Source organism: Stenotrophomonas sp. PAMC25021 (assembly GCF_004795795.1).
GTDB classification, from domain to species: Bacteria; Pseudomonadota; Gammaproteobacteria; order Xanthomonadales; family Xanthomonadaceae; genus Stenotrophomonas; species Stenotrophomonas muris.
Map to the genome: position 1 here is coordinate 1,368,729 of NZ_CP039255.1, position 26,885 is coordinate 1,395,613.

The following is a 26,885-nucleotide window of genomic DNA, read 5'->3' on the forward strand; positions in this document are numbered from 1 at the left end:
CAGCGGCCGGCACCACCCGGCGCGGGGTTCACCTCCCACCCACGGTGCTCTGGGATGATGCGGGCATGGTTCGGCCCGACCTTCCCACGGATCCGTCTTCGCCGTTGCGCCGCCGGTTGCTGCGCGCGGCAGTGCTGGCGCCGTTGGCCGCTACGCTCGCCACCCTGCCCGGCTGTTCGCTGCCGGTGCAGGTGGATGGCACCTTCCTGCAGCCCTGGCGCAGCCATCTGCAGTGGGGGCCAGCCGACTGGCAACGTTCCTTGAAGCTTGCCCATGCGCTGGGCTGCCGGCAGCTGGTGCTGCAGTGGACCGGCATCGTCGGTGGCAGCGATGGCGACTGGTCGCTGCCGGACAGCAGCCTGCAGCAGCTGTTCACCGCGGCCAGCGAGAACGACATCCGCATCCGCGTTGGCCTGCCCTTCCAGCAACGCTGGTGGCAGGCCATCGGCGCCGACGACGCCACGCTGCAGGCGTTCCTGGCCGACAGCCTGGCGCACGCGCGCAGCTGGTTGGCACAGGCGCCGTGGGCGCAGCAGCCCGCCTTCGGCGGCTGGTACCTGCCCTACGAACTGGAGCAGTTCCACTGGGCCGATCCGGCCCGCCAGCAATGGCTGGCGCAGTGGCTGCACGGGCTGGCGCAGGCCGCCAGCGCGCGCGGCGGTGACTGTGCGATCTCCTGCTACTTCAGCCGCCTGCAGACCGACGGCGACCTGGTCGCGCTGTGGCAGGCGGTGCTGGCACGGGCCGCGCTGCGGCCGATGGTGCAGGACGGCGTGGGGGTGGCCGGCGCCGGCAACGTGCAGCAGCTGCAACCGCTGCTCGGCCATTTCCGGGCACAGGGCATCGGGTTCGATGCGATCGTCGAACTGTTCCGCGAACTGCCCGGCAGCCCCGCCGACGGCAGCGCGTTCAAGGGCGAAACCGCAGATGCCGCGCGCATCCAGCGGCAGCTGGCGTGGGCGCACGACAGCGGTGCGCAGCACGTGCTGGTCTATGCACTGGAGCCGTGGCTGACCCAGGACACGCCGCAGGCCGCGGCGCTGCGACGACGTTGGGGCCTGCCTCAGTAGGAGAGGATGGCGGTGGCGAACAGGCCCTTGGCGCGCTGCGTATCACCGCCGCCGATCGCGAAGCGGTACTGCACGGTCAGGTCCAGGTAGGAACGCGGCGTGTTGTAGTGGTCTTCGCGGAACCAGTAGCGCACGCCCACGCCCGGCCCTGCGCCGAGTGACCAGCTGCGCTGCGTATCGTTGAGTGCGAACGACTGCGCCGGGAACAGCGGGTAGCGGATGTCGCGCACGCGCGAGCGCTGGTCCAGCCAGTCCGCCCCCACCACCACATACGGCGTGACCACCCAGTGGGTCTGCCCGGCACCAAAGCGGAAGCTGCGGCCGGCACGCAGTTCACCGGCAGCGAACCACTGTTCGCGATGCAGGCGCCCGTTGGCATCGCCCACCCGGCGCACCGGCGTGCCATTGGCATCGAGTGCCTCGAGGGTGAAATGCGCGCTGTTGTCATCCCACGTGTAACCGCCCTGCGCGTAGCCACTGACCATCCACCACTGATTCACGTCGGTGCGCAGGTCGGTGCCGTGGTAATAGCCGTAGGTCAGGTAGGACATCCAGCCACCGGAACCGCTGGCCAGGCGGTAGCGGGCCAGTGTGCTGGCTTCCAGTGGCGGGTTGCGGGCCAGCTGCAGGCTGCATTGCACGGCCGCCGAAGCGGGGTAGACATCGCCCGTGCGGGTGGCGCTGCCGAGGAACTGGCGACGCTCGATGCCGGCGCTCAGGCCGGTCTGGCCGAAGGCGTAGCGCAGGCCGAACGAGGCGATGGTGGACGGCCAGCCGGTGGTGGAACGCGAGCGGCTGAGCCGTTCGGCGCGCGCGCGTGCATCGGGCGTCGATTCGCCGGTGCACGGGTCCACGGCGCGGATCGACTCGTAGGTGCCACCCTCGTCGTACAGGGTGTTGAGCAGCCGCGCGTAAAGCTCCAGCGTGCCGTGCTGGTCATTGAAAGCCGGCGGGCGCCAGAACGCTTCAAGCGTGCTGAACACCGAATCACCCGGCGTACTGATCGCCGCGCCGCCGACATTGGTCGCCGCCTGGCGCGCGCCACGGAAGCCGGCCGAGGCGATCACGCCCCACTCGCGCGAATAGTTGGCGATGGCATTGCGCACGTTGTAGCGCTGGTGCGCATCCAGTGGCAGCTCGCCGGCATCGGCACGATCAATGGCCGTCCGCAGCAGGGTCACCGCCTGCGGGTGATCGCCGTTGGCCGCGCTGGCGTAGGCCTGGTCAAGCACCACGCCCTTTGGTGCCCTGCCAGTGGCCTCGGCGGCACGGAAGTCGGCCAGTGCGCGCGCCGGCTCGTGCGCCTTCTGGTTGAGGTAGCCGCGCTGCATCAGCGCCTCCGCATCGTCAGGGCGCTGTGCCAGCGCCGCATCCAGGCGCTGCCGTGCTTCGTCCTGCTGGCTGCGATTGCCTGCCGCCAGCGTGGTGGTCAGCAGGCCGTGCAGGCTCGCGTCGTCCGGTGCGAGCTGCACGGCCTGCCGCGCCTCACCGATGGCCTCGGCATAGTCCCGGCGCGCGTAGGCCGCGTAGGCACGCTGTGCGGCACCACCGTCGCCCTGCAGGTCGGCCGGCATCAACTCGCAACGGTTGCCGCTGTCGCCAGACTGGCAGTGCTGGAACGGCGCCGGATAGGTCTGCGCGCTCAAACGCGGACGCTCGCGACTGGAACGGACCGCCTTGGCGCGCTGCTCGATGCCCTGCTGCAGCAGCTGCTGCGCGCGTGCATCGCTGGCATCTGCTGGCAATGCCGCGCGCAGCGGCGCCAGCAGTGCACCCGCACGTGTGCGGTCCCCAGCGGCCAGGGCCGCATCCACGGCCAGCAGGCGCACGTTGCGCTGCTGCATGGTTGACCCCGGCGCGGCGAGTGCGGCGTCGAAGTCTTCATTGGCCAGCAGGCTGTTGCCCTGGCGCTGGCGCAGGTAGCCGCGCATCACCCGCGCATTGAGATCCTGGCCGTCGGCCTGCAACGCCTGGTCGGCACTGCGCTCGGCGTCGGCCAGCTGCCCCTGCTGCAGCTGCGCGGTAATCAGCAGCAACCGGTACGTCGCCACCTCCGGTGCCAGCTCGACAGCGGCACGTGCCTGCGCAACGGCCGCGGCATCATCCTGCGTGGACAGCGACCGGTACGCCTGCTGGGCCTGCAGCAGCGCGCGCTGTCGATCCAGCGCCACGCGCCGTGCGCGCAATGCCTCGACATTCGGCGCGCCCAGCTGCAGCGCGGTGGCAATGGCGGCGTCGGCCTGTTCGGGCTGCTGCTGTGCTTCCAGCGCGGCCACCCACAGCATCGCCCAGGCGCCCTGCGTTGGCTGCTGCCGGAAGGCCTGCTCGGCCTTGCTGGCTGCCTCTCCCATCCGCCCGGCGTCATAAGCGGCGTAGGCCTCGGTGGCCAGCGCGTAGGCCTGCTGCCTGGCGCGGTCTGCGCCGCTGCCAGCCACGCGCGGTGGGGAGGGTGCGCGCCCGCTCCTGGCATCCGGAGGCGTGCTGCGCGCAGCGGTGGCAGCGGCCAGCGCCGGCAACGCCGGATCCTTCAACCCCGCATCCAGTGCACGACGTGCCTGCTGCTGGGCCTCGGCACCCCGCCCCAGTTTCTGCAGCGCATAGATCTGCAACAGGCGCAGCCGCACCACGTCCGGGCGCAGCCGGATCGCTTCGGTGGACTGCTGGTAAGCCGCCGGGTAGTCACCGCGCTCATAGGCGGCAAACGCCTGCTCGGCGACGCGGTAGGCCGCACCGGACAACGGCAGTGCTGCATCGGCCTGGGCCAGCACCGGCGCGGCCGCCGTGGCCAGTGCCACGGCAATGACGGAGGACAGCAGCGTGGTCTTCATGCCGGCAAGGCTCCCGGGAGGCGGCGACTGCAGCGCGGCCGCACGCCGGCGCTGTTCCTGCATGGCCTGGGCCACGGCGTCTTCGGTGGTGATGCCCTGCTTGACCAGGTAATCGCCGATGCGGCCGTCGCGCTGCGGCTTGTACGCGTCCAATGCGATCTCGAAGCGCGCGTGGTCGATCAGGCGCATCTCCACCAGCAGGTCGCCCAGCAGCGGCACGTTGTCCAGCTGCCAGTCCCGGTCACTGCCGATCAGGCGCAGCCCCGCGTTGATCTCGCTCTCGCGGGCGATGCTCTGTTCGATGTGGTCGCTGCGGGTTTCCTGCTTGAGCAGCGCCAGTGCCTCCTCGGGCAGCGGGCTGGCCACGGCCAGACGCAGGGTCCCCGGCTGCCGCGGCGGCAATGGCAGCATGCGCCATTGCACGCAGGCGTCGGCGCTGACCGGGAACGGGCCGGCCCGCAGGTAATCCACGTCGATCACCGCACGTGGCAGGTCGCCCTGGAAGGCAATCGCCTCGGCCAGGGTCTCATCATCCAGCCACCCCTGGGTGAGCAGGATGCGCCCCAGCGGCTGCTGCCGGCCGTCCTGCTGCTGCTCCAGTGCCTGCTGCAGGCGCTCCGGCTCCACCGCCTGCCAGGTGGTCAACAGTTCGCCGAGCTGCTTGCGCGTCTGCACCAGCTGCGCCGCGTCCGGGAAGTCGTGCATGGTCTTGTCCCAGACCATGCGCTTGCCGAACAGCAGGTAGGCCAGGAACACCTTCCACGCGCGGGCGGTGGCCATGAAGTTGATCATGTTGCCGACCACCATCCGCGGGATCGACATCAAGGCATGCTCCCAGCCGTACAGCCGGTTGACGAAATAGAAGCGCTGCACGACGCGGGTGGCCAGCGCTGCGGTGGTCAGCAGCGCGACGTTCATCTGCCAGGTACCGGCTTGGAACACGCTGGGGAACTGCATCGTCCACACCCCGGACATCTTCAGCAGCCAGAACAGCAGCAGCTGCAGGAAGATGAGGTAGGCAATGATGCTGACGAACGAGGTGATGATGCCCTTGCGGTCGCGCGCCAGCAGGTACTTGGTGGCCAGCGAGCCACGCCAGCCCAGCGACTCCCAGCTCTGCAGGCCGATGCCCAGCACCCAGCGCGCCTTCTGCCGGTACGAGGCACGGAAGTTGTCGGGGAAGTACTCGCGCACGCACAGCGCCATCTGCTGGTTGCGCTCGCGCACCGGCCCCCAGCCGAACCAGGACGGGCGACGCACGCGGAACTGCACCGGGAAGCGGGCGAAGATCGACTGCATGCCCATCGCCGCCAACCGCGCACCGACGTCATAGTCCTCGGTGAGGCTGTCGGTGTTGAAGGGCTGGTTGCCGGTCTGCGCGCTCAGCGCCAGCAGCGCGCGCCGCGAGAAGCAGGTACCGACGCCCGCCGATGGCACCATGCCGGAAACACTTTCACGCACGACCAGATCCTTGGCGTGCCATTCGGCGAATTCGTCCATGTAGACACCGGCAACCAGCTCATACCACTCGCGGTCCAGCGAGGTGACCGGCAGCTGGATCATGTCCTTGCGCGGCAGCAGGTAGTTGTAGAAGCGCAGTTCCATCGGATGCAGCACGTCCTCGCTATCGTGCAGGATCACCCCGGCGAACTCGATGTCGTGGCGCTTCTCGTAGTCGAAGATCGCCAGGATCAGCCAGTTCAGGCAGTCGGCCTTGCTGGTCGGCCCGTCGTGCGGCACTTCCACGCGGCGCAGGCGCTTGTAGCGGCGACGCATGCGCTCGACCTCATCGATGGTCTGCTGGTCGTTGGGATAGGTGCCGACGAACACGACGTACTCGCGGTAATCGAGCACGTTGATCATGTTCTCCACCATCTGCGCGATGACGTCGTACTCCATCCACGCCGGCACCATGATCGCCAGCGGCTGCTGCGGGCGCTGCAGCAGGTCGTCCTGGGTCAGCGGCCGGTAGGCATCGCGGCGCTTGATCGTGAGCGCGCGCCAGCTCTCGCGTACCCAGTACCAGACATCGATGAACAGGTCATCGAGGCTGGAGATCAGGATCAGCACGGCCACCGCCGCCGCCGTGGTTTCCAGGGCGGCGTAGTAGTTGGCCAGCTGGATGTTCCAGAACAGACCGTCCACGGTGGATCAGTGCCCTGTGTTGGCGGACTTGCGGCGACGCACCTGGGTGACGCGGGCGGCCAGCAGCGCGAACACGATCACGCCGACCAGCAGCAGCAGCCAGACCATGTGCCGTTCCCACTTCGATTGCGGGTTGCCGTCCTGCGCGATACGCGTGCCGTAGGGATCCTGGCGGTCGAATTCGCGCACGGCATCACTGCCGTCGAGCACGGCGAGATCGCCCCGCAGCAAACGGAATGGGGCGCCGAACGGCGGTGACTGCGCACCGAGGTCGCTGTAAACAACGCCCAGCTGGCCACCGGACGACCCCACCTGCACCACCGCGGCACGATCCAGCCCGCTCACATCCAACAGCGGTTGCGGCTTGCCGCCGATCAGCAGGTGGCCATCCTTAAGGCCGGCCATATCGACACCGGATGGCGCCACGCCGAACGCCAGCCACGGCGCGCCCGGGCTGACCACGGCACCGGCTTCGACCACCTTCAGTTCCGATGCCTCCGGCGATGCGCCCACTGCGCTGGTCACCGCGATGACCTTGCCCAGCGAGGCCGGCGCATCCTGCAACCAGGTGCCGGGCACGAACACCTGGTTGCCGCGCGACAGCTGGCTGCTGGCACCCACGAAGTCACTGCCCAGCGAACGCTTGGCCAGGGTCAGGTGGCTGCTGGGCAGGATCGAGACCGGATAGCCCGTGGCCGGATCGTGGCAGTAGGGACGCGCCGGCTGGCGCAGGAAGCTGACACGGATCTCGTTGCGTGCCGACAGCGCGTAGGCCGGCACCTTGGCCACCAGCCGTTGCGGCTGGCCGTTGGCCGACAGCACCTTGCCACCCAACAGGTAATCGTTGAGGTAGATCGTGGCGACCGCGCCCTGCCCGGCCGCGTTGGGGGCCGCCGAGACATCGATCACCACCTGCTCGGGCAGGCGGCCATCGGCCGACAGTGCGCCGAGGTCGAAGCTGGCGCTGCGGTCGGCGCGGGTCACCACATCCATGGTGCCGGCGATGTTGCCGAGCCGGCTCAGCAGTACCTGGTCACCATCCAGTCTGGGCGTGCCCGCTGCGCTGACCTGCAGGCTGCGGCCCAGTGCATAGCTGCGCCACTGCTCGGCGAGCAGCCCGGCGACCTTACCCGCCGCCGCCGGGTCGACCACCAGCGTCGGACGCCCGGCCACGGCCACCACGCTGACCGACGCGTTGGCGGCGGGCTTTTCCAGGCCGCCCATGTCGGTACCGCGCCACGCGGCGAACGCGGTGCCCGCATCGGCCCCTGCCGCGCCGACCTGTACGGCCAGCGCATCCAGCGCCGCACGCACGCCGGCGCGCAGTGCATCGCTGCCGATCATCACATCGGCGGCCAACGGCCCGCTGTCGCGCAATGACAGCAGCGCGCCGACTTCGGCCAGATCCCTGATCGCATGCGCGCGCTCACCCGTGGCCAGCGCGGCGTAGGCCGGCACGCCCTGCAGGCTGGCCGGGATGCTGATACCGGCCAGGTCAACGCTGTCACCGACCTTGGGCAGGGCCACCACCTGCACCTGTTTGCCCCCGGCCTGCAACGCGGTACCGATGCGCCAGGCCGCATCGTAGGCCGTTGCCTGCAGCGCCTTGCCATCCACCAGCAGGCGCACCCGCGGTGGCAGCGCCCCCCACGCCTTGGCAACGGTATCCACGGCGCGGCCGTCGAAGCGGTAGCTGAAACGCGAGTCCGGCGACAGCCGCAGCACATTGGCCGGCGCGCTCTGGTCGGCGCACTGGTAATCGGACACGATCGACCACCAGCCGACGCCGACCCGTACGAAGCCGCTCTGGCGGGGTTCGCCATCGATGGCCAGCAGCTGGCTGGCATCGCCCTGGGCATCGGTGATCGAACGCGCCGCGATCGGGTCGCCATCGACCGACCACAGGCCCGAGGTGCGCCCGGCGTGGCCGCGCACATAGCGCCCATCCAGCTGCAGCTGCGCGTCGCGGGTGGCCACACCGGCCGGCACCGGCAGGTAGACCTCGCGCTGGCTCTCCTGCCCGCTCAGCACCAGTGGCTGGCGGAAACCGAGTTCGCGCAGGGTCATCTGCCGGTTCACCGTGCTGTCGCTGCTCCATTCGGTGAACTGGCCGGCGACGCTGTCGGCGGCATGGGCACTGCCAACCACGCCCGACAGGACGAACGCAGCGGCGGATGCAAACAGGGAAGAGCGGCCGGTCTGGGTCATGGCGTCACTTCGCGTGGATGGGGTGGACGGCGCCGCTGCTGCGGACGCCGGGCGAGAATTCGGGAAGGGGCGCACCGCGCAGGGCGGCGACGATGCGGGCGCTGGCGCGGCCATCCCCGTACGGGCTGGCATCGGGGTCGAAGCGGGCCGGCTGGGGGGGGCGTGCCAACACCGCGTTGACCGCATCGACGATGCGCGAGGGCGTGGTGCCGACCAGCGTGACCACACCGGCTTCGACCGCCTCCGGCCGTTCGGTGACATCGCGCATCACCAGCACCGGTTTGGCCAGCGCCGGGGCTTCTTCCTGCACGCCACCGGAGTCGGTGAGGATGACGTCGGCGCGCTGCATCAGGCGCACGAAGCGCAGGTAATCCTGCGGCGGCACCAGGTGCACGTTGTCGAGGTTGCCGAGGTGGGCATTGACCGGGCCCTGCACGTTCGGGTTGAGGTGCACCGGGTACAGCACCTGCAGGTCCGGCCGCCGTGCCAGCTCGGCCAGCGCACGGCAGATGTCCTCGAAGCCCTGGCCGAAACTCTCGCGGCGATGGCCGGTGACCAGCAGCAGCCGGCGGCCGGGGTCGAGCATATGGAAGGGTTCGTCGGCCTGCGCACGCAGTGCCGGATCGGCATCCAGCCGCTGCACGGTCTGCTGCAGCGCATCGATGACGGTGTTGCCGGTGACCAGGATCTGCCCGCCCAGGTGCTCACGGGCCAGGTTGGCGCGCGAGCCGGGAGTGGGTGCATACAACTGATGGCCGACCACATCGATCACCCGCCGGTTCATCTCCTCCGGCCACGGCCGGTGGATGTCGCCGGTGCGCAGGCCGGCCTCGACATGGCCGATCGGGATGCGGTGATGGAACGCGGCCAGGGCCGCGGTCATCGCCGTGGTGGTATCGCCATGCACCAGCACGTAGTCGGGGCGGACCTGCGTGTAGAGCGCGTCAAGCCGTTCGAACAGCCTGGAACACAGGCCATTGAGGGTCTGGTTGGGCACCATGACATCGAGGTCATGGTCGGCGGTGATCTCGAACAGCGCCATCACCTGGTCGAGCATCGCCCGGTGCTGCCCGGTGATGCAGACCACCGATTCGATATCCGCAGCGTGTGCCAGGGCGCGCACCAGCGGCCCCATCTTGATGGCTTCCGGTCGCGTGCCGAACACCGACAGGACCTTCACCGGAGCGCTCCCGAAAGCCGGCGCGGAAGGGGGCAAGCAGCAGTAGCCACGTCTGGATCCTTTCGGCGTTGCCGTCCAGCACCCGCAGGCAGGAGACGGTCACCTCATGAGGAAACTCCAAATTCGCGACATACATCACACTAAGGCGTCTGTATGCGCGTCGTGGCATCGATCTTCATCGTTGCAGGATCAAGACGCAGTCAACGCCGCCCGTGAGCCGGGCGACGTTGCGGCGGAACGCAGCAGGGGCAGCCGCCGGGGCGGCCTTACTCGTACTGGATGGTGAACGTGGCCTGGCCGTTTGCGACACCCGCGCCCACCGTACCGGCCTGGGTCTGCACGTAGCGCGCGCGCAGCGGCAGCGCCATGACGCTGGTACCCGGCGCGGTGGTGCCAACGCTGATGGTCTGGCCGAAGCGCACTTCACGCTCGGTGCTGCCATCGCGCTGGACCATCTGGATGCCGATGCGGGTGGCACTGTTGCTGGCCGCGCTCAGCTTCAGCACGCCCGGCATGTTCGAGCTGTCCTGGTCGGCATCGAGGCGGATGCCGATCTTGCTCTGGTAGGCGGCAACGTTGCTGCCCTGGCAGTTCAGGCGGATTTCGAAGTCGCGATCAACGGCCTTGGAGCCGACACCAGTGAAGGTGGTGTTGGGCACACTGCCGAAATCGACGGCAATGTTGCGGCTGCCGGCCTGCACTTCACAGGTCGGGCTGACCACGGTGGTGCCCGAGCCCTTGAACGTCGAGGTCAGTACCGGGCGCCCGGGGCCATCGCCGTCGAAGTAGTAGTTGGTGAAGCGGCCGTTCGGCGCGATCACGCCCGAACCGGTCTGCGCAGCGGTCTTGATCAGCTGGATGCGGAACTGGCCACCGATGAGGCTGACCACGGAACCGCCACCGAAGTTGATCGAGTGCGGGTAGTAGGTCTGGATCGCACCCGAATCGCGGTACAGGCGGATGCCGACGCCTGCCACATCGGTTTCATAGACGTTCGAGAAGCCGGCCACGGGGCGCTTCTGCGCTGCGTTGACGTACTCACCGATCGAACGACCGCCGGTCCAGGAATCGCAGCGGGCAACGCTGTTCTGCTGGGTGATCGGTTCACTGATTTCCTTGATCACACCGCCGACCGGGGTGCTGGGCAGGATCACGATCTGGCCCATGTCCATGGTCACGTCCTGGGCGATGAACCAGCTGTTCTGGATGCGGCAGGCGGCGCTGGCCTGCTGCGCCAGCAGCACGCCGCCCAGTACGGCCAGCGCGGCCAGCGCCTTGCGGCCACGGGAAGAAATCATCGGCATGCTGCCTCCAGCGGGATGAAGCCGGTCTTGGACGCATCGGCGCCCGCCGGTACCTGGTAATCAATGGTGCAGCGCTGGTCGGCACCGGCGCCCCACTCGACCTGCAACTGGCCCTGGTTCTTCTCGCTGCGCACGTACAGGCGGCCGCCCTGGCTGACCATGCCGACCGGCTGGCCCTGTTCGTCCTTGACCTGCGCACCGAACGGCATGCTGCGGCCATCGGCGTTGCGCACCTGGATCAGCAGCGCGTTGCCCTTGCGGGTGTCGAAGCGCAGGTAGCTGATGGCACCGGCGAACGGCGCGATGGACTGGCTGGTGCTTTCCAGTTCGACGTCGTGGGCCATGCCCTGCGGATCGAGGGTGACGGTGTTGAGGCGGTACGGCGACACGTACGGCACCACGGCGTAGCCGCGGCCATCGACGCGCAGGCCCGGCGCGTTGCTGACGATCGCATCGCGCGCGCCCGGCGCTTCGACCAGCACCATGGTGTCGCCGCGCTGCGGGGTGAAGGTGAAGCCGCCCGGATGCACGACCACGCTGCCGTTGGCACCGACCGACGCCTGGCGGAAATCACGCGAGTGGCTGTAGGTGGCGTTCAACGCCGAGTAGCGGCTGCGGTACTCGGCATTGCCGACCGCAGTGGTGCCACCCTCGCGGGAATCGGACAGGGCCACGCCGTAGCTGAAGTTGTTGTCGACGCCGGCCGAACCGGTGATGCCGACGCGGCTGTTGTCGTAGCCACCGCGGTCGCGCGCGCCAAGGTCGGCGCTGAACGACACCGGGTGGGTGCCCCGGCCCAGCGGCACGCTCATCGACAGCAGGTACTGGGTATCGGAACGGCCGAGCACGCCTTCTTCGGTGCGCAGCGCCGAGAAGCCGTAGTTCACCGAGCGCCAGGCGTTGTTGTAGCCCACCTGGTACTGCTTGGAGGTGCCGGAACGGTCGTAGAAGTCACGCACCGAGCCGGTCACGTACAGCGCACCGCCACGTCGGCCCAGCGGCTGGTTCAGCGTTACCTGGAACTGGCTGCGCTGACGGCCACGGGTGGTCGGGTCGATGCCGCGCTTGTCCGAATCACGGCCATACAGCGCGTCCTGCAGGCTGTAGAAGCCTTCAGTGGAGTAGCGGTAGGCGGCCAGGGTCAGGTTGGTCCCGGTCTCGCCGATCATGTTGCTGTAGCTCAGCCGCACACTGGCGCCGGTATGGGTGCCGTAGTGGTCGAACGAGGTCCGTGCATGGGTGACGTCGGCAGCGAAGGCACCGACGCGCGTGGACAGGCCGACACCGTACAGCAGCGACAGGTAGCCTTCGCTCAGCGCGCTGCCGCCGTACAGGGTCAACTGGTTGCCGATGCCACGCTGGTAGGTACCCTGCGCCAGCCACGGCTCATCGGCCAGCAGCTTGTTGCGCACCTGGCCGGCGGTCAGCGAGTAGCGCGACACGCCTTCGCGCAGCATCTGCGGCACAGAACCGAACGGCACCTTGAATTCGCGGCGGCGGCCGTCGGCCTCGATCACGCTCACTTCCAGGTCGCCGCCGTAGCCGGTCGGGTACAGGTCGTCGATGACGAAGCTGCCCGGCGATACGGTGGAGGAGTAGATCAGCTGCTGGTTCTGGCGCACTTCGATGCGCGCGTTGGTTTCGGCAATGCCGCGCACGACCGGCGCGTAACCGCGCAGCGAATCGGGCAGCATGCGGTCGTCGCTGGCCAGGCTGGCACCCCGGTAGCCGATCGAATCGAACAGCTCGCCCGTGGTGTAGGCCTCACCAATGGTGAGCATGCCGCGCACCTGCGGGATGCCGCGCTGCGCATAGGTGGCAATGCTCTGCCAGTGGCGGCCGTTGCCTTCGGACCAGGTCAGGTTGGAATCGTGGCGGAACTGCCAGCCTCCCAGGTTCAGGCCGGCGTTGAGGCCGAGGTAGGCGCTGCGATTGCGCTGCCCCCCTTCAACACGGCTGTCGCTGTCGATGGCGTTGAAGCTGTAGCCGACGAAGCCAGCGTTGATGCCGCGGTCCCACAGCGACGGATTGACGTAGCCGCGCGCCTCGCGGCGCAGGAACACCTGCGGGATGCTGAGGTCGTAGCGCAGGTTGCCGCTGTCATAGATGCCATAGGCATTGGCCATGCGCCGCTGTACCGGCACGCAGCTGGTCGTGTCGGTCGGCAGCGTCGGGTCCTGCTGCAGCAGCACGGCCTCGCTGTCCACACCCATTTCTTCCAGCATCGGCAGCGGCAGGCAGGCGTCGACGCGGCCCTGCTCATCGGCCTTGAACTGCAGATCGCGACGGCCCTGCCAGCCACCGTTGACGTAGACGTCGACACGGTAGGTGCCAGCCACCATCGGGTTGCCATTGGTGAAGGAGGCCAGGTCGACCTGCTTGGCCTGGCCGGAGAGGAAGCTGGAGTTGAACTGGGCCGACTCGGGTGCACGCGCATTGGCCGCACCGCTCTGCGCCATCAGCGCCTGTTCGCCGAGATTGGCCGGCGCAGCCAGCGCCCATCCTGGGCAGGCCACGCCAGCAACCAGCAGGCAGATCGCCTGGTGGATCGACAATGTCAATCTGTTTCCGATCACACTGACATTCCTTCAATTCGCCGCACGGCGGCGGTGGCGGGATGCGCAGGCCCATGGCCGGCGCGGCGCGTTCAGCCCCCGGTACTGCCGAGGCGGACCGTGTGCTCCACCCGACCGCCGTAATCGTTGATGGTGATGAAGCGCACCTGGTCGGAGCCCGCCGGTGCGGTGAACTCCAGGCTCTGCTTCGGCGCGACCATGGCGCCCTTGTCCTCGACGGTCTTCTCGCTGCTGCCGGTCACGGCATGCACTTCGGCCAGCGTGACGTGGAAGGGGCTGGGGTTTTCCACCCGCAGGCGATCGCCCGTGCGGGTCCAGCGCAACGCTGCCGGCGCGTCGTTGGCGACGCCCTTCAGGCCCTGCGGCCGGTAGAACAGTTTCAGGCGCGAACGGAACGCGACCTGCAGGTAATTCTGGTCGCCGCTGTCGGCGTTGTCGGGCGACGGCGGCACATCCAGCACGTTGAGCCAGAACACCGACTCACGGTCGGTCGGCAGCTGCGCACCGGAGAAGATCACGCGCAGCGCCTGGCTGCGGCCCGGCTCGACACGCGCGATCGGCGGCGTCAGTACAAACGGGGCGTCGCTGTTGTCGGCGGTCTGGTTGGCGTCGCCGCTGTCGATCCAGGCCTGGACCAGCGCCGGCGAATCGCCCACGTTGTCGACCTGCACGGTCACTTCGCGCGCCTGCGCCGGATAGATCACTCGCGTGCCGTTGACCACCACGCCGGCCAGAGCGTTCTGGCAGAAGGGCAGCGTGAACGCTGCCAGCAGCAGCGCCCGGGGAAAGATTGCTTTCATCGGAAGTACTACGCTCGAGGGGTGTGGCCAGGGGCCGCGAAGCACTGGCCGGCGCGTACGCCGGCCAGTGCGGGTACGACGACGATCAGTTGTAGATGATCGTGTACTTGACGCTGCTGGTGACGTCGCCCGGGGTGGCGGCGGCAGTGGCGTAGTACTCAGCGTAGTAGTTCAGATCGGCCGAGCCGTCGGTGCCGACGGTGACCCACTGCGAGTTGGTCTGCGCCAGGCCAGCGCCGGCAGCCTTGATCGGCAGGAACTGGTTGTTCGAGCCCAGCAGCTGCAGCTGCACGTTGGTGGCAGCGTTGGCCGAGGCCTGGTTGACCAGGCGGCCGCTGTTGAAGTCGACGGTCGAACCCGGCTCGAAGTAGGTGGCGACGTTGCCGGCGCTGCACTTGGTCAGGTTGATGGCGAACGGGGTACGGCCCGCAACGGCACCGGCGGTGGCCAGGGTGTTCTTGGACACGGTCGGCAGGGTCACGGCGAAGTCCTTGCCGCCCGGGGTCGAGATGGTGCAGGTCTTGTCGGTCACCTTGCCATTGAAGGTGATGGTGCCGTCGGCGGCGTTGGCGGCCAGCGGAGCGGCGGCCAGCATCAGAGCGGCAATGAGGTTCATCTTGTGCATTCGCTTTTACCTAACCCTACTGAAGAGATGAGAAGTAGAGGAGGAAGCAAGGAGCACTGCCGGGCTAACAAGACCCATCCTTGCGTCTCACCTGTGGCCGGACTCGGACATACCTCTCCCTGAATCCGTGACGCAAGTATAGGCACAACTGTGATGAAAGTCTCATTATTTTTCTGAACGCCAATTCATTGACGACTTAAATGTGACGTGTTAGGCGAAATCACAGCCTCGGGGTGCGGGGGATTTGACGCGGGGCCCGGTCACGCTACAAACGACTGGGGATGTCGCATTGCGCGACGCGTTCGGCACGCGCGGAAACAGGCATTTTTCAGGGGGAATTTGGCTTCTTTGATGCGCATCACTCTTTCTTGGTGATGGCCCTAGCAGATTCGGAATCGTCCTATTAAAGGTTGATCGATCCTGTCGCTAACTAGGACACACCGAACCAGAGAACGTGTCATGAGGAACTCCATTCTGCTGTGCGTGGCCCTGATGTCCGTCAGTGCGCTGGCCCAGGCCAGCAGCGGCAGCATCCGTTTCAGCGGCCGTATCGCCGAGCCGGGCTGCACGACGAACCTGTCCCAGGGTGAGCTGAGCCTGGCGGCCTGCCCGCCGTCGGCCAAGGGTTCGACGGTGGCCGTGACGGCACTGGCCGATGGCCAGGCGGCGACGCTGCGTGACGGCAAGCGCCAGGGCCAGAAGCTGTCGGTGTCGGCCAGCGCGATGCGCGCCGGCGATATCGCCTTCTCCGAGCGCTACAGCGTGCAGGCTTCGAAGCAGCAGCCGCTGCAGGGCGCCTACCTGGTGGTCGTCGACTACCTGTAAGCCCTGCAGGCCGGTATTACTCCGGCTGCGGCAATTCGAACACCTGGCGCAGGTAGGCCAGGTAACCCGGGTCGTCGCACATGCTCTTGCCCGGCGAATCGCTGAGCTTGGCCACCGGCTGGCCGTTGCAGCGGACCATCTTGATGACGATGTTGAGCGGCGTCGGGCCGAGGTCATTGGTCAGGTGGGTGCCAACGCCGAACGCGACCTGGCAGCGACCGCGGAAGTAGTCGTACAGCCGCATCACCTTGGCGATGTCGAGCCCATCGCTGAACACCAGCACCTTGCTGCGCGGATCGACCCGGCGCTGCTGGAAATGCGCCAGCATGCGGTCGCCCCAGTCGAACGGATCGCCGGAGTCATGGCGCACACCGTCGAACAGCTTGCAGAAATACATGTCGAAGTCGCGCAGGAACGCGTCCAGGCCGACCACGTCGGACAGCGCGATGCCAAGATCGCCGCGGTACTCGCGCGCCCACGATTCCAGTGCTGCCACCTGCGAATCACGCAGGCGCGGGCCGAGCGCCTGGAACGCCTGCAGGTACTCGTGGGCCATGGTGCCGTGCGGGGTCATGCCATACAGGCGCGCGAAGTGGACGTTGCTGGTACCGACCAGCTGCGGGCCGAGCGCGTCGCGCAGCAGCGGCAGCAGGCGGGCATGCCAGTCACGCGAGTAGCGGCGGCGGCTGCCGTAGTCGGCGATGCGGCAGTGCTCGAAACCGGGGGTATCGCGCAGCAGCGCGGCCTTGGCCTGCAGGCGGCGCTCGCCTTCGGCGAAGTCGGCCGTGGTGGTGTTGCGGAACCAGACTTCGTTGATGATCGCCAGCAGCGGCACTTCGAATAGGATGGTGTGCAGCCACGGGCCGGTGATGTCCAGCTCGATCTCGCCGGGCACGGCCGTCGACGCACGCAGCTGGATGTACTTGCGGTCCAGATGGAACAGGCCGAGGAAATCGGCGAAGTCCGGCTTCACGAAGCGCAGGCCACGCATGTAGTCCAGTTCCGCGTCGATGAAACGCAGGCTGCACAGGTGGTCGATTTCCTCATCGATCTGGGCGATGTAGCTTGCCAGGTCGATGCCGGGGGTGCGGCACTTGAACCGGTACTGCACCTGGGCGCCGGGGTGCTGGTGGAGCACCGCCTGCATCATGGTGAACTTGTACAGGTCGGTGTCGAGCAGGGACTGGATGATAGGCATGGGGCGGATTATGCGCCCGGCGGAGTGAACCGTGGGCGCGGCGAGTGGAGCCACACCATGCGTGGATGACCCTTTCCATGCAGCCGAGCGTGGGCTCGGCTCTACAACGACCTGCGCAGCAGGCGCGGCACCAGCATCAGCGCATGCACCCAGATCGCAGCCCATACCGCCGCGCGCACCGGCAGCGAACGCTGCCTGGCCTCGAACTTCTGGAAGTAGCGCCACAGTCCCCTGTGCTTGTGCCATTCCACGAAGAACGGCCGCGAGCGGCTGGAGACACCGCGCACATGGGTAACCTGCAGGTCGTTGGCGATCGCTACCACCGCGCCGGCTTCGCGCGCGCGCCGGCACAGGTCCAGGTCCTCGGCGTGCAGGCGATAGCCCGCGTCCCAGCCACCGATACGGTCGAACAGCGCGCGCGGCATCATCAGCAGTGCGCCGGACAGTGCCGGCACCCGCTGCAGTGCCTGGTGCGGCTCACGCGGAACCGCCAGCTTCGAGCCCTTGCCGGGCGAACGCAGCATCCTCAGGAAATCCGGGTCGCGGCGGCGCACCGCCTCGTCGGCATGGCCATGCTCGTCCACCTGTTCAACGCCCAGCAGGCAGTCGCCCAGCGCTTCGGCGCGGGAGCGCAGTTCGGCCAGCGTGTCCGGCTCGACCATCAGGTCCGGGTTGATGAAGGCCAGCCACGGGCTGTGCGAGTCGGCCACGCCCTGGTTGTTGGCGGCGGCGAAGCCGGGATTGTCCGGGTTGCCGACGAAGCGCACGCGTGGATCGTGGCTGGCATGCCGCTGCACGATGTCCAGGGTGCCATCCAGCGAACCATTGTCGATCACCCGGATCTCGGCCACATCCTGCGCCTGGCGCAGGCGCGAGAGGCAGGCATCGATGGTGCTCCCACTCTGGTAAGTGACGACGATGGCGGCGATGGCAACATTCAAACGGGTGGCTCCGGCACTGACGGGACGAACAGGTCGCCCTGTTCCTTCGGCATTATCGCCTGCCGCATGCGCTGCTGCAGGTCGGCGCGCAGCCCGTGCAGCGGGTCGTGCATCAGGAAATCGGCCAGCCGCGGTACCCAGGCCGGCCAGCGCGCGGCCAGGGCCTCCAGATCGCCATCGCGGCTGACCGCCTCCCCTGCCCGGCTGACGAAGGCGGTCTCGCACAACACGTTGCGCCAGCCAAGGCCGGCCATGCGCAGGCTGAGGTCGACCAGTGCCGCGTTCCAGCCAGCGTAGCTGTCCACGTCCAGGCCGCCGGCGCGACGGCGCGCGTTGCCGCGCACCAGCACCGCGTGGGTGACCGCCGATGGCAGCTCCGGGTGCAGCGTCGGCAGCGTCGCGCAGGTGTGCGCCAGCAGGACCGGGTCCTGCGGCTCGGGATTGATGTCGCCCAGCCGTGGCCACGCGGCGGTCTCGCCGGCATTGCACCAGGGGGTTGCGGTGGCGATCGCGGCATCGCGGGCGAAGGCATCCTGCAACTGCTGCAACCAGCCGGGTGATGGCACGCTGTCCGGCGCCAGCACGGCCACGTCCAGGCCATCGCAGGCGCGCAGCATCTCGTCCAGATGGGCGACTTCGCCCAGTGGCCGCGCGCGCCGGGTGTACTCGGCCTGCAGCGGCGTATGCGCCAGCCAGTGTTCCACCACCGCCTGCGCGCGTGGCCCGGTCTGTGCGTCATCGGCCAACCAGACCGCGGTCCCTGGCGCCGTGCCGGCATCCAGCGCGGCCAGGCAGCGGTCGAGTGCGGCATCGTCCACGCACAGCGGCAACAACACGATCGCCCCCATCCCGCCTCCGTGGTTGTCGGTGGCCACAGCGTAGCACCGGGAGGGTATCGGCCGGGTTGCACCCGGCACCCGCGGTAGTGCCGGCCGCTGGCCGGCAACAGCAACAGCCGAAGCAGAAGCCGGCTATCCGTGGGATGGCGGGATGGGTCCGGTTGCGGGGGACGCTGCAAGTACGTCCATGTAAGCTCGGTCGCCGCATCCATGCGGCTCACGCCCCCGCAACCAGACCCACCCCGCCTTCGACAGATTTCTGCGATCTGTCGGCAAAGCCTGGGGTCAGATCCGTTTTCCAGAGGAAAACGGATCTGACCCCATTTTCTGATTTCGAAATCTGACAGACAGTCATCCACGCATGGCGTGGATCGTGTCGACCAAGGTCGACACCTACCAACAGCCGCGGGAGTCTGTCAGAGGTGGGTCGGCGTGGGGTGGCAGGACCGTTGGCGCCATGGATGGCGCCATCGAGCCCCCAGGGACGGGTTTACGGCGTGTCCTGCCACCCCACGCCGACCCACCCTCCCTCAGTAAACCCGCTGTTGCTGTTGCTGTTGCTTTCGCTTTGGCCGTTGCCGTTGCTCCGGCCTCGGCGGGTGCCGGGCGCCGCCCGGCCGTAACCCCTTACTTCTTCGCGCGCGGCTGGTTCAGCGGCTCCATCGCGCGGAAGCGCTTGCTGTACTCGTCGGTCAGGTTGCGCGATTCCTGGCTGTTGCGGACGATGGTCGGGGTCAGCAGCACGATCACTTCCGAACGACGGCTGGTGCGGGTCTTCTGCCCGAACAACGCACCGACCACCGGAATCCTGCTCAACCCCGGGATGCCGCTGCTGCCGTCGGTGGCCGAATCGGTGATCAGGCCCGCCAGCATGATGGTGTCACCGCTCTGCACCGCCGCTTCGGTGGACAGCTTCTTGGTCGAGATGCGCGGGTTGCAGTTGCGCTCGGTCGGGTTGCAGGCCTCCGGCACGTCCGAGGCGCTGCTGACTTCCTGCACGATGTCCAGGAACACGGTGCCGTCGCGGGTCACGCGCGGGCGCACCTTGAGGATCACGCCGGTGTCGATGTACTGCACCGAGCTGTAGGTGCTGGTGCCCACGCCGGTGTTCACCGTGGTGGTGTTGATCGGCACCTTGTCGCCGACGTTGAGCGTGGCCTCGGCGTTGTTGCGGACGAACACCGACGGCGTCTGCAGCAGGCGCAGGTCGGTCACCTTGTCCAGTGCACTGACCACCGCGGCCGCGTTGTGGCCGGTGAAGGCCCAGCCCACACCGTCATTGCCGGTGACGCCGCCGGCGAAGGTGTTCCACGAACCACCTGCAGCCGGCGGCAGGGTCAGGCCCGCCAGGGCTCCGGTGAGCGCGCGACCAGCCACGGCATTGTCGAAGAACCAGTTCACGCCGTACTTCAGGTCACCGGTCAGCGCGACTTCGGCCACCTGTGCCTCGATGTGCACCTGCAGCGGCATCACGTCCAGTTTCTCGATCACCTCGCGGATCGAGCGCCACGCCTGCGGCGTCGAGCGCACCAGCAGGGTGTTGGTTTCCTCCACCGCCGACACGCCGACGCGGTCGCCCTCCACTTCCAGGCTGACACTGACGTTGCCGGGCTGGCGCTGCGGCAGGTTCAGGCTGCCATTGCTGCTGCCACTGCCACTACCACTGGTTCCGCCCAGCGTCGAACCCAAGTTGCTGCTGCTGTTGTCCATGCCACGGTCGCCGTCGCCGCCCAGCTGCGACGGAATGGCGCCCGGTGCCAGCGAGGCCGGGCTGGAGCCGCCGCGGTTGCCACTGCTGGCGAAGGCCTCGCTGAGGCGCTCGGCCAGGTCGCGCGCCTTGATGTAGCGCAGCTCGTAGGAGAACAGGCGGGCGCTGCCACCAGCGGTGTCGATGCGATCCAGCCACTGCTGGATCTGGTCCAGGTAGCGCACCTGCGGCGTGATCACCAACACCGCGTTGGCATTCTCCAGCGGCAGGAAACGGAACATGCCGGCGCTGGGCGTCTTGCTCTCTTCGCCGAACACCTTTTCCAGGTCGGCCGCGACCTGCTCGGCCTTGCCCGACTGGATCGGGAACACGCCCACCGACATGCCCGACAACCAGTCGACGTCGAAGATCTCGACGGTGCGCAGGTAGTTTTCCAGTTCCGCGCGGGTACCCCCCAGGGTGATCACGTTGCGGCCACTGTCCACGTTGACGATGGCGTTGGGGCGCGCGTACGGCTCCAGCACCTTCTTCATTTCGGTGGCGGAGATGAACTGCAGCGGGACCACACGGACTTCGAAGCCGCGCGCGCTGGCCGCGGGTGCCGTGCTTGGCGCGACCGTGCCGGCCAGCGCCTGGTCGGCGGCGACGATGTTGTAGCGCCCACCGCTGTAGACCATCCGCGCGTTGTTCCAGCCCAGCACCATCTCCAGCAGGTTCAGTGCCTGCGCCGGCGATACCGGCTTGGGCGTGGCCAGGGTGACCGTGCCCTGCACGCCTGGCGCGATCACGTAGTTCTGGCCAAGCATGTCACCAAGGATGGCCTTGACCACCGCATGCAGCGATTCGCCTTCGAAGTTGAAGGTCGCCTCGCCGGTACTGGCACCGTGCAGCGCCGGTGCCGGCGCACGCGCGGCCTCGCGGTTGATCATGGTGCCGGTGCCGCGGCGGATCACCGCCTGCGGTGCCCCCTGGCTTTCACGGGCGGCATCGGCAGCGACATCGGCCGCCTGGCCGGCGTCGGCGCTGGGCGACAGATTGCCGTTGCGCTGCACGTGCGGCGCGGACACCGTACTGCAGCCGACCAGCAGCGCGAGGGCAAAGGACCAGGGAAGAAAACGCAGGTTCATGCATTCACTCTATCGGTTGGTGCCATCGCCCGGGGGCGGCGACGGTTGTTGCTGCTGTTGCTGCAGCTGGCGGCGGCGGGCCTGGATGCGCTCGCGGATGGCCTGCATCTGCGCTTCACTGGGACCGTTGTTGTTGGCCGGTGGGGTTGTTGCAGCGGCCGCCGCAGGCGCTGGTGCATTGCCAGCGGGCGACGGCGATGGGATTGCCGCGGGCGGTGGCGGCGCCGGCGGAGCGCCCGCCGAGGGCGGCACCACGATCGCACCTGCAGGCGGTGCGCCGTTGGCACCGCGCAGCACCGTCGGCGGCTCACCGCCCTGGCCGTTGAACACCGCCAGTTCCAGGACCTGGTTGCCACCGGGGCCGATCACCGTCGCCTGGCGCGGCTGCAGCGCCACCAGCTGCCAGCCATCCACGGCTTCGCCGTTGAGGCGCAGGCGCAGCGAGCGGTTCTGTTCGGTGGTGAACGTGGCCATGCCGAAATCGCCGGTCAGCAGCACACCGGTGAGGCGCAACGCGGCGCTGGCCGCCGGTTCGCTGCCACCCAGCAGATAAGGCCGCGGCCTGCGGTCTTCGGCGAACAACGGGCGCTCACCGATCGCGCTGTAGCTGTCGGCGCTGGCCATGCGCTCGGCCGCCAGCGGCGGCAGCGATGGCAGCGATGGCGCGGCGTCGGCATCACCGCCGGCACCCGGCAGCTGGCTGCCCAGCCCGAAGCCGGTCGCCAGCCAGACGGCGGCCGCCCAACCGGCCAGCGCCAGCAGGAAGCCGGTACGCAGGCTGATCTGCTCAAGCTTCATCGGCCACCTCCTGTCCTTCGGACGGGGGCGCCGGCTGCGGCGCAGGTGCGGCCTCGGCCGGCGACGCGGACGGTGCCGGTGTCGCAGCAGGCGCCGGAACCGTGCCATCGGCGGCAGCGCCCGGCAGCAGATAGCCGGCCAGCTCGAAGGACACGTCCAGGCCCAGCCCCGATTCGTTCGGTGATTGCTGGAAGCGCTGCGCGATCAGGTTGAGGTTGTCGACGAACAGGCGTGGGCTGCCGGTTTCCAGGCTGTGCAGCACGGTGGCCAGTTCGGCCACCCCGCAGCGCAGGCGCACCTGCATGGCGACGCGCACGAACTCGGCGTCGCGCCGGTTGTCGGTCAGCGGCGTGCGGTTGCTGATGGTGCAGCTGCGGTTGCCCGGGCTGGCCATCGCCACCGCATCCTGCAGCCGGGCGCCCAATGCAGCGGCGGCAGCTTCTGCAGTGGCTTCGCGCAGGAAGCCTGGCCGCTGCTGCAGTGCCTCGCGGGTAGCGCGAAGGCGCTGTTCGATCTGCGGCTGCTGCTGCAGCTGCGCCTGCACGCGCGACTCGCGTTCGCGCAGGGCGGCGACATCGGCATCGATCGCACGCAGCGGCTGGGTGAACCAGGGGTGCACCAGCAGCAGATAGGCCAGGCCCAGCACTGCCAGCAGCAGTGCCAGCGCCAGCCAGCGGTCACGGCGTGCGCTTGGCATCGGCATCGGCCGCCTCCGGGGTTGGTGCGGCGGCCGGCAACGGCTGCAGTTCGGCGGTCATGGTGAAGCGGTCGCGGCCACTGGCCGCGCCATCGGCCTGCAGCACCCCGGTCAGGTTGACCTTGCGCCACTGCGGTGCGTCCTGCAGCAGCTGCACCAGCTGCGACGCCTCGCGGCTCAGGCCGATCAGCTGCAGGTTGTTGTTCTCGATCGCCAGCTTCTCCAGGTAGGTACCTTCCGGCAGGCGCCGGGTCAGTTCGTTCCAGATTTCAACGGTGCCGGCGCGCTGGCTGCGCTGCTTCTCCAGGAATGCGGCGCCATCGATCAGCGCCTGCAGCTGCGCGCGTTCGCTGGCCACACCTCGCGCACTGCGCGCGCTGCGCTCGACCTGTGCACGCAGCTCATCGGCGGCGGCCTGGCGGTTGTCGAGCAGCTGCACCGCGGCCAGTACCAGCATCACGACGGCAGCCACTGCCAGCAGCAGGTTCCAGCGTCGCATCGGGTCTGGCCGCAGTTGGCGCTGCGCGGGAGGCAGCAGGTTCACCTGCAGCACGTTGCCCTGCGCATCGATGGCATCGACGCCCGCCAGCGCATCGGCCCATGGGCCCACACTGGTGCGCCATGCGTCCAGCTGCCGCAATGGCCACGCCACCAGTTCGACCTGCAGCTGGCCCTCGCCGCCCGCGCCGAGCTCACGCACGTCATAACTGACCTGGGATGATTCGAACGGGGTCTGCCGGTCGATCTCGAAACCGACCACGGCGCGCAGGCGGTCGGCCGCTGCGGCAGGCAGGCGCAGGCTACGCCGCAGGACGTCCGTCGCCGGCAGCAGCCACACCCGCGGCAGAGTACGCAGGCGAGGCTCCAGCACGCGGTCCAGCTCCACCGGCGACAGCGGCCACGGCAGGCGCGCCACCGCTTCGCGGCGTTCGCCGGCTTCACGCCAGACCTGCAGCTGGTCGCCCTCGTGCAGCAGCAGCAGGCGTGCCTGGCCCCAGCCCAATGCCCATTGCCAGCGCACCGGCACCCAGGCCAGCAGCGACTGCCGCCACCAGCGCAGGAAACGGCCGGCGCCCGGGCCGATCCGGCCCTGCACCTGCCGCAGACTGTCCTGCCACGCCGTCATCTTGCTGTCATTCCCTGCTCCCAGCGAAGCACTGTGTAAGTCCGCCCGGGAACCCCGCCCGAGCCACTGCGTACCACTGCCTGCAACACCGACCTGCGTCCACTGCCGTCGATGGCACCGGACTCGATACTATAGGTGCCGCTGCTGCTGGCAAGCGTTGTCGTGCCGCCAGCGGAATCTGCATCACGCTCCTGCTGTGCGCGCTGCGCCATCACACTGTCCGCATCCAGGCCCAGCGCGGTCAGCACCGGCGCGCTGGCGAACTGCGGATCCGGCCGTGCCTGGCGGCTGTAGAGGGTCAGGTGCGGCAGCATCGCCCGGTACAGGGGTCCGCGCATGCCCAGGACCCGCTGCAGCTCGCCCAGGGTCTCGAAGCGCTTGTTGCGTGGGCCGTAGGGCAATCCGGCTGCGGCGTAGTCCGGCGCTTCGGCGCCACCGCCCGGTTGCAGCAGGCTGTCCTCGTCGCGCCAGTCGATGATGGCGCCGGCCAACTGCCGGGCCTGTGCATCGTCTTCGCCCAGCGCCTTGAGGAAGGCGGTCAGCAGTGCGGCGTCGGCCAGGTTCAGGTTGATCTTGCCGTTCTCGTCCAGCACCTTGATCTCGATGCTGGCGTCGTCGAACTGCCAGCGGTAGGTACGGCCATCGGCACGCCAGGGCGCCCGTTGCGGATCGGCTGACAGGCGCAGGAGGGCATATTCGAGGCCGGCGCGCGCACGTTCCTGCCCGCGTGCATCGTCATCCAGCACGCGCTGCTGCAGGTGCTCGACCCGTGCGCTCAGCGCGAACGCACCGACCAGCGCCGTCATCAATGCGATCAGCCACAGCACCAGCACCAATGCCGCCCCGCGCTGACGGCTCATCGCGTGCCTCCACTGCCACCGGCACGCAGCGCCACCACCAGTGGCGGCCACGGCGCGCCCCGGGATGGCACGATCTGGATTTCCACCAGCATCGGCAGGCGGCGGGTGTCATCCCAGCGCGGCAGCCAGTCGGTCACCTGCCCGGTGCCGGCATCGATGCCGCGATAGCGCAGTTGCACCGACTTCAGGTTGTCCACCAGCACCTCTGGCGGGCGCGGCGGATTCTCGGCGATGCGCTCGCCTTCCTGCAGCAGCACGAGGTCCAGCAGCAGGCGCTGTTGGCCACCGCGTCCGTCCACCTGCAGCGCGTGCAGGTAGGGGCCGCCACGGCCGAGGTAACCGGGCAGGTCGGCGGCGAACAGCATGCGTTGCTCCTCGCCCTGGAAGAAGATGGGTTCGCGGGTGGGGTCCGGGGCCTCCAGCGGGGTGCGCAGTGCACCCGCCAGCTGCCTGCGCAGCAACGACTCGACCGCGCGCATGCGTTCGCTTTCAGCGGCGATCTGCTCGCCGCGCTGGCTGACCGCCATCGCCGAGCGCACGCTGGCAAGGGCCAGTGCCAGGCCGCCGGCCAGCAGCACGGTGGCCAGCATCACTTCGACCAGGGTGAAGCCCGCGGCGCGCCGCTTCATCGCGCGCTCTCCAGGTCGGGCGGCAACAGGCGCAGGCTGCGCCAGTGCAGTTGTTCGCGCTCGCTGTCGCCCCAGCGCACCCGCAGCTGCAGCTCGGCCAGCCATGGGGTGCCCGCTGACGTGGCCTGCACGACGTTGCCGGCGCGTGGCTCGACCCACGGCTGGACCTGCAGCTCCCAGTGATAGCGCCCCTGTTCCCAGTCACCCTGCTGGCTGCCCACCTGCAGCGGCGCGTCGACACCGGCCTGGGCCAGCAACGACTGTGCATGCAGCACCGCACGCGTGCGCAGCTCGGCGTCACGTACCTGCTTCGCGCCACCGGACAGGCTGCCCAGCAGCAGGGTCAACGCCAGGCCCAGCAGGGCGAAAGCGATGATCACTTCCAGCAGGGTGAAGCCACGCGCGCGCCGCTTCATTGCGCCCGCCAGGGGCCGGAGCGGACCTCGCCGGTCAGCCAGCCGACGTCGACGCGCCATTCGGCACCGTCGCGCTGCAACCGGATACGGCCGCCGCTGGAGCCACCATCGGGATGGAACTCGATCACGCCCTGCCCCGCCGCGGTGGCCAGCTGTGCGGCGCCTTCGAACTGCACCTGCAGCTGTGCCGGCAGCTCACCGTGGCGCTGGTTGGCCCCCTCCCAGCGGCGCCGTGCCGGTTCGATCACGAAGCGCTGCGGTTCGCCGCGGGCGATCGCTTGCGCGCGCACCATGCGCAGCTGGCTGGCGATGTCCTTGCCGGCGCTGCGCAGCTGCATGCCGGCGAACCCGCGCGACAGGCCGGCGGCGGTGATCAGGCCGATCGCCGCGATCAATGCGATCACCAGCAGCATTTCCAGCAACGACAGTCCAGCCGCGCGCCTGCCGTGCAGGCGCGGGCGTGGCAACCGGCGCGGCAGGAAGTGCGTCATGCGCGGTTACGGCTGGTAGCGGATGTCAGCGTCGACGCTGCTGCCGCCAGCCTTGCCATCCTTGCCCAGGCTGACCAGCTCATACGGCTGGCCTTCGCCCGGCGCCCGGTACTCCAGTGCGTGGCCCCACGGGTCATTCAGGTCGGCGGGCTTGGCGTACGGGCCGAGCCAGCCGCCGACACCGGCCGGCGCCGTCACCAGGTCGTTGAGCGTGGCCGGCAGCTTGCCGGTGTCGATCTGGTAGTTGTCGATCTTGGAGGCGACGGTCTGCACCTGCGCCTTGGCGATGTTGGCCTTGCCACGGTCGGCGCCGCCCAGCACGCGGCTGGCGACCAGGGTGAGCACCGCGCCGATCAGCACGATGACGATGATGATTTCCAGCAGGCTCATGCCCGACTGGTTGCGCGCGGCGGTGAAGGAAAGGCGGATCGGTCGGCGACGGGCAATCATGGACGGTCCTTTCAGTTGCGGAGTATCGGGGTTGCAGGGAGTGC

General features: G+C 68.6%; 20 protein-coding genes and 2 pseudogenes. 2 read left to right on the top strand and 20 right to left on the bottom strand.

Annotated elements, in window-relative coordinates; all coding sequences use genetic code 11:
* The first annotated feature begins 65 nt into the window (after window positions 1–65).
* Entirely contained in the window at window positions 66–1,070 is a 1,005-nt protein-coding gene (locus E5790_RS06620; RefSeq protein ID WP_229653737.1) for a DUF4434 domain-containing protein, read from the top strand.
* Here the strand turns inward: E5790_RS06620 and E5790_RS06625 are convergent.
* The 8 genes and pseudogenes from E5790_RS06625 to E5790_RS06660 all read right to left on the bottom strand — a co-directional run bounded on the left by E5790_RS06625 (window position 1,064) and on the right by E5790_RS06660 (window position 14,736).
* A complete protein-coding gene (locus E5790_RS06625; RefSeq protein WP_111206808.1) occupies window positions 1,064–3,898 on the bottom strand; it encodes a hypothetical protein in 2,835 nt (944 codons plus the stop codon). The genes E5790_RS06620 and E5790_RS06625 overlap by 7 nt on opposite strands.
* 6 nt (window positions 3,899–3,904) lie before the next feature.
* Window positions 3,905–6,043, bottom strand: a pseudogene (locus E5790_RS06630) (glycosyl transferase family protein); the annotation flags it as partial.
* A gap of 6 nt (window positions 6,044–6,049) precedes the next feature.
* Window positions 6,050–8,251, bottom strand: coding sequence for a hypothetical protein (locus tag E5790_RS06635; protein WP_111206806.1), 2,202 nt, complete (start codon window positions 8,249–8,251; stop codon window positions 6,050–6,052).
* A pseudogene (wecB, locus tag E5790_RS06640) lies at window positions 8,248–9,431 on the bottom strand (UDP-N-acetylglucosamine 2-epimerase (non-hydrolyzing)). Before wecB ends, E5790_RS06635 begins: the two are co-directional and overlap by 4 nt.
* 266 nt (window positions 9,432–9,697) lie before the next feature.
* Window positions 9,698–10,735 (bottom strand): fimbrial protein, encoded by a 1,038-nt coding sequence (locus E5790_RS06645; protein WP_049442171.1) that lies wholly within the window; start codon window positions 10,733–10,735, stop codon window positions 9,698–9,700.
* Window positions 10,726–13,290 carry a fimbria/pilus outer membrane usher protein gene (locus tag E5790_RS06650; protein WP_111206805.1) on the bottom strand — a complete coding sequence of 855 codons (2,565 nt, stop codon included), beginning with the start codon at window positions 13,288–13,290 and terminating at the stop codon, window positions 10,726–10,728. The genes E5790_RS06645 and E5790_RS06650 overlap by 10 nt, the downstream gene beginning before the upstream one ends.
* A 92-nt stretch (window positions 13,291–13,382) precedes the next feature.
* A complete protein-coding gene (locus E5790_RS06655; RefSeq protein ID WP_014645904.1) occupies window positions 13,383–14,111 on the bottom strand; it encodes a molecular chaperone in 729 nt (242 codons plus the stop codon).
* Between the two features lie 85 nt (window positions 14,112–14,196).
* A complete protein-coding gene (locus tag E5790_RS06660) occupies window positions 14,197–14,736 on the bottom strand; it encodes a fimbrial protein (RefSeq protein ID WP_014645903.1) in 540 nt (179 codons plus the stop codon).
* Window positions 14,737–15,195: 459 nt separating this feature from the next.
* On the opposite strand from E5790_RS06660, the gene E5790_RS06665 reads away from it, so the two are divergent.
* Window positions 15,196–15,561 (top strand): hypothetical protein, encoded by a 366-nt coding sequence (locus E5790_RS06665; protein ID WP_014645902.1) that lies wholly within the window; start codon window positions 15,196–15,198, stop codon window positions 15,559–15,561.
* Between the two features lie 16 nt (window positions 15,562–15,577).
* Here the strand turns inward: E5790_RS06665 and pncB are convergent, their stop codons facing one another.
* From pncB to gspG, 12 genes are all read right to left on the bottom strand, one after another.
* Window positions 15,578–16,759, bottom strand: a complete 1,182-nt coding sequence (gene pncB / locus E5790_RS06670) for a nicotinate phosphoribosyltransferase (protein WP_111206804.1) — start codon at window positions 16,757–16,759, stop codon at window positions 15,578–15,580.
* A gap of 101 nt (window positions 16,760–16,860) precedes the next feature.
* Window positions 16,861–17,700 carry a glycosyltransferase family 2 protein gene (locus E5790_RS06675; RefSeq protein WP_032962463.1) on the bottom strand — a complete coding sequence of 280 codons (840 nt, stop codon included), beginning with the start codon at window positions 17,698–17,700 and terminating at the stop codon, window positions 16,861–16,863.
* The gene (locus tag E5790_RS06680; RefSeq protein WP_111206803.1) at window positions 17,697–18,548 is read right to left on the bottom strand and encodes a glycosyltransferase; all 852 of its coding nucleotides are present in this window, start codon (window positions 18,546–18,548) and stop codon (window positions 17,697–17,699) included. Before E5790_RS06680 ends, E5790_RS06675 begins: the two co-directional genes overlap by 4 nt.
* A gap of 618 nt (window positions 18,549–19,166) precedes the next feature.
* Window positions 19,167–21,374, bottom strand: a complete 2,208-nt coding sequence (gene gspD / locus E5790_RS06685; protein ID WP_014645898.1) for a type II secretion system secretin GspD — start codon at window positions 21,372–21,374, stop codon at window positions 19,167–19,169.
* 9 nt (window positions 21,375–21,383) lie between these two features.
* The gene (locus tag E5790_RS06690; RefSeq protein ID WP_014645897.1) at window positions 21,384–22,172 is read right to left on the bottom strand and encodes a hypothetical protein; all 789 of its coding nucleotides are present in this window, start codon (window positions 22,170–22,172) and stop codon (window positions 21,384–21,386) included.
* Window positions 22,162–22,869 carry a type II secretion system protein GspM gene (gene gspM / locus E5790_RS06695; protein ID WP_229653769.1) on the bottom strand — a complete coding sequence of 236 codons (708 nt, stop codon included), beginning with the start codon at window positions 22,867–22,869 and terminating at the stop codon, window positions 22,162–22,164. The genes E5790_RS06690 and gspM overlap by 11 nt, the downstream gene beginning before the upstream one ends.
* A complete protein-coding gene (locus E5790_RS06700) occupies window positions 22,850–23,995 on the bottom strand; it encodes a PilN domain-containing protein (RefSeq protein WP_111205443.1) in 1,146 nt (381 codons plus the stop codon). The genes gspM and E5790_RS06700 overlap by 20 nt, the downstream gene beginning before the upstream one ends.
* The gene (locus tag E5790_RS06705; RefSeq protein WP_046428741.1) at window positions 23,992–24,855 is read right to left on the bottom strand and encodes a general secretion pathway protein GspK; all 864 of its coding nucleotides are present in this window, start codon (window positions 24,853–24,855) and stop codon (window positions 23,992–23,994) included. The genes E5790_RS06700 and E5790_RS06705 overlap by 4 nt, the downstream gene beginning before the upstream one ends.
* Window positions 24,852–25,484 carry a type II secretion system protein J gene (locus E5790_RS06710; RefSeq protein WP_111205444.1) on the bottom strand — a complete coding sequence of 211 codons (633 nt, stop codon included), beginning with the start codon at window positions 25,482–25,484 and terminating at the stop codon, window positions 24,852–24,854. The genes E5790_RS06705 and E5790_RS06710 overlap by 4 nt, the downstream gene beginning before the upstream one ends.
* Entirely contained in the window at window positions 25,481–25,900 is a 420-nt protein-coding gene (locus tag E5790_RS06715) for a prepilin-type N-terminal cleavage/methylation domain-containing protein (protein WP_111205445.1), read from the bottom strand. Before E5790_RS06715 ends, E5790_RS06710 begins: the two co-directional genes overlap by 4 nt.
* Window positions 25,897–26,391, bottom strand: coding sequence for a GspH/FimT family pseudopilin (locus tag E5790_RS06720; protein ID WP_111205446.1), 495 nt, complete (start codon window positions 26,389–26,391; stop codon window positions 25,897–25,899). Before E5790_RS06720 ends, E5790_RS06715 begins: the two co-directional genes overlap by 4 nt.
* 6 nt (window positions 26,392–26,397) lie before the next feature.
* On the bottom strand, window positions 26,398–26,841 hold the full coding sequence (gene gspG / locus E5790_RS06725; RefSeq protein ID WP_014645890.1) for a type II secretion system major pseudopilin GspG: 444 nt from the start codon (window positions 26,839–26,841) through the stop codon (window positions 26,398–26,400).
* Window positions 26,842–26,885: the final 44 nt, after the last annotated feature.

Coding starts and splice junctions, on each gene's coding strand:
- E5790_RS06620 (WP_229653737.1), top strand. CDS start 66: ATGGTTCGGCCCGACCTTCCCACGGATCCGTCTTCGCCGTTGCGCCGC.
- E5790_RS06625 (WP_111206808.1), bottom strand. CDS start 3,898: ATGAAGACCACGCTGCTGTCCTCCGTCATTGCCGTGGCACTGGCCACG.
- E5790_RS06635 (WP_111206806.1), bottom strand. CDS start 8,251: ATGACCCAGACCGGCCGCTCTTCCCTGTTTGCATCCGCCGCTGCGTTC.
- E5790_RS06645 (WP_049442171.1), bottom strand. CDS start 10,735: ATGCCGATGATTTCTTCCCGTGGCCGCAAGGCGCTGGCCGCGCTGGCC.
- E5790_RS06655 (WP_014645904.1), bottom strand. CDS start 14,111: ATGAAAGCAATCTTTCCCCGGGCGCTGCTGCTGGCAGCGTTCACGCTG.
- E5790_RS06660 (WP_014645903.1), bottom strand. CDS start 14,736: ATGCACAAGATGAACCTCATTGCCGCTCTGATGCTGGCCGCCGCTCCG.
- E5790_RS06665 (WP_014645902.1), top strand. CDS start 15,196: ATGAGGAACTCCATTCTGCTGTGCGTGGCCCTGATGTCCGTCAGTGCG.
- pncB (WP_111206804.1), bottom strand. CDS start 16,759: ATGCCTATCATCCAGTCCCTGCTCGACACCGACCTGTACAAGTTCACC.
- E5790_RS06680 (WP_111206803.1), bottom strand. CDS start 18,548: ATGGGGGCGATCGTGTTGTTGCCGCTGTGCGTGGACGATGCCGCACTC.
- gspD (WP_014645898.1), bottom strand. CDS start 21,374: ATGAACCTGCGTTTTCTTCCCTGGTCCTTTGCCCTCGCGCTGCTGGTC.
- E5790_RS06690 (WP_014645897.1), bottom strand. CDS start 22,172: ATGAAGCTTGAGCAGATCAGCCTGCGTACCGGCTTCCTGCTGGCGCTG.
- gspM (WP_229653769.1), bottom strand. CDS start 22,869: ATGCCAAGCGCACGCCGTGACCGCTGGCTGGCGCTGGCACTGCTGCTG.
- E5790_RS06700 (WP_111205443.1), bottom strand. CDS start 23,995: ATGACGGCGTGGCAGGACAGTCTGCGGCAGGTGCAGGGCCGGATCGGC.
- E5790_RS06705 (WP_046428741.1), bottom strand. CDS start 24,855: ATGAGCCGTCAGCGCGGGGCGGCATTGGTGCTGGTGCTGTGGCTGATC.
- E5790_RS06710 (WP_111205444.1), bottom strand. CDS start 25,484: ATGAAGCGGCGCGCCGCGGGCTTCACCCTGGTCGAAGTGATGCTGGCC.
- E5790_RS06715 (WP_111205445.1), bottom strand. CDS start 25,900: ATGAAGCGGCGCGCGCGTGGCTTCACCCTGCTGGAAGTGATCATCGCT.
- E5790_RS06720 (WP_111205446.1), bottom strand. CDS start 26,391: ATGACGCACTTCCTGCCGCGCCGGTTGCCACGCCCGCGCCTGCACGGC.
- gspG (WP_014645890.1), bottom strand. CDS start 26,841: ATGATTGCCCGTCGCCGACCGATCCGCCTTTCCTTCACCGCCGCGCGC.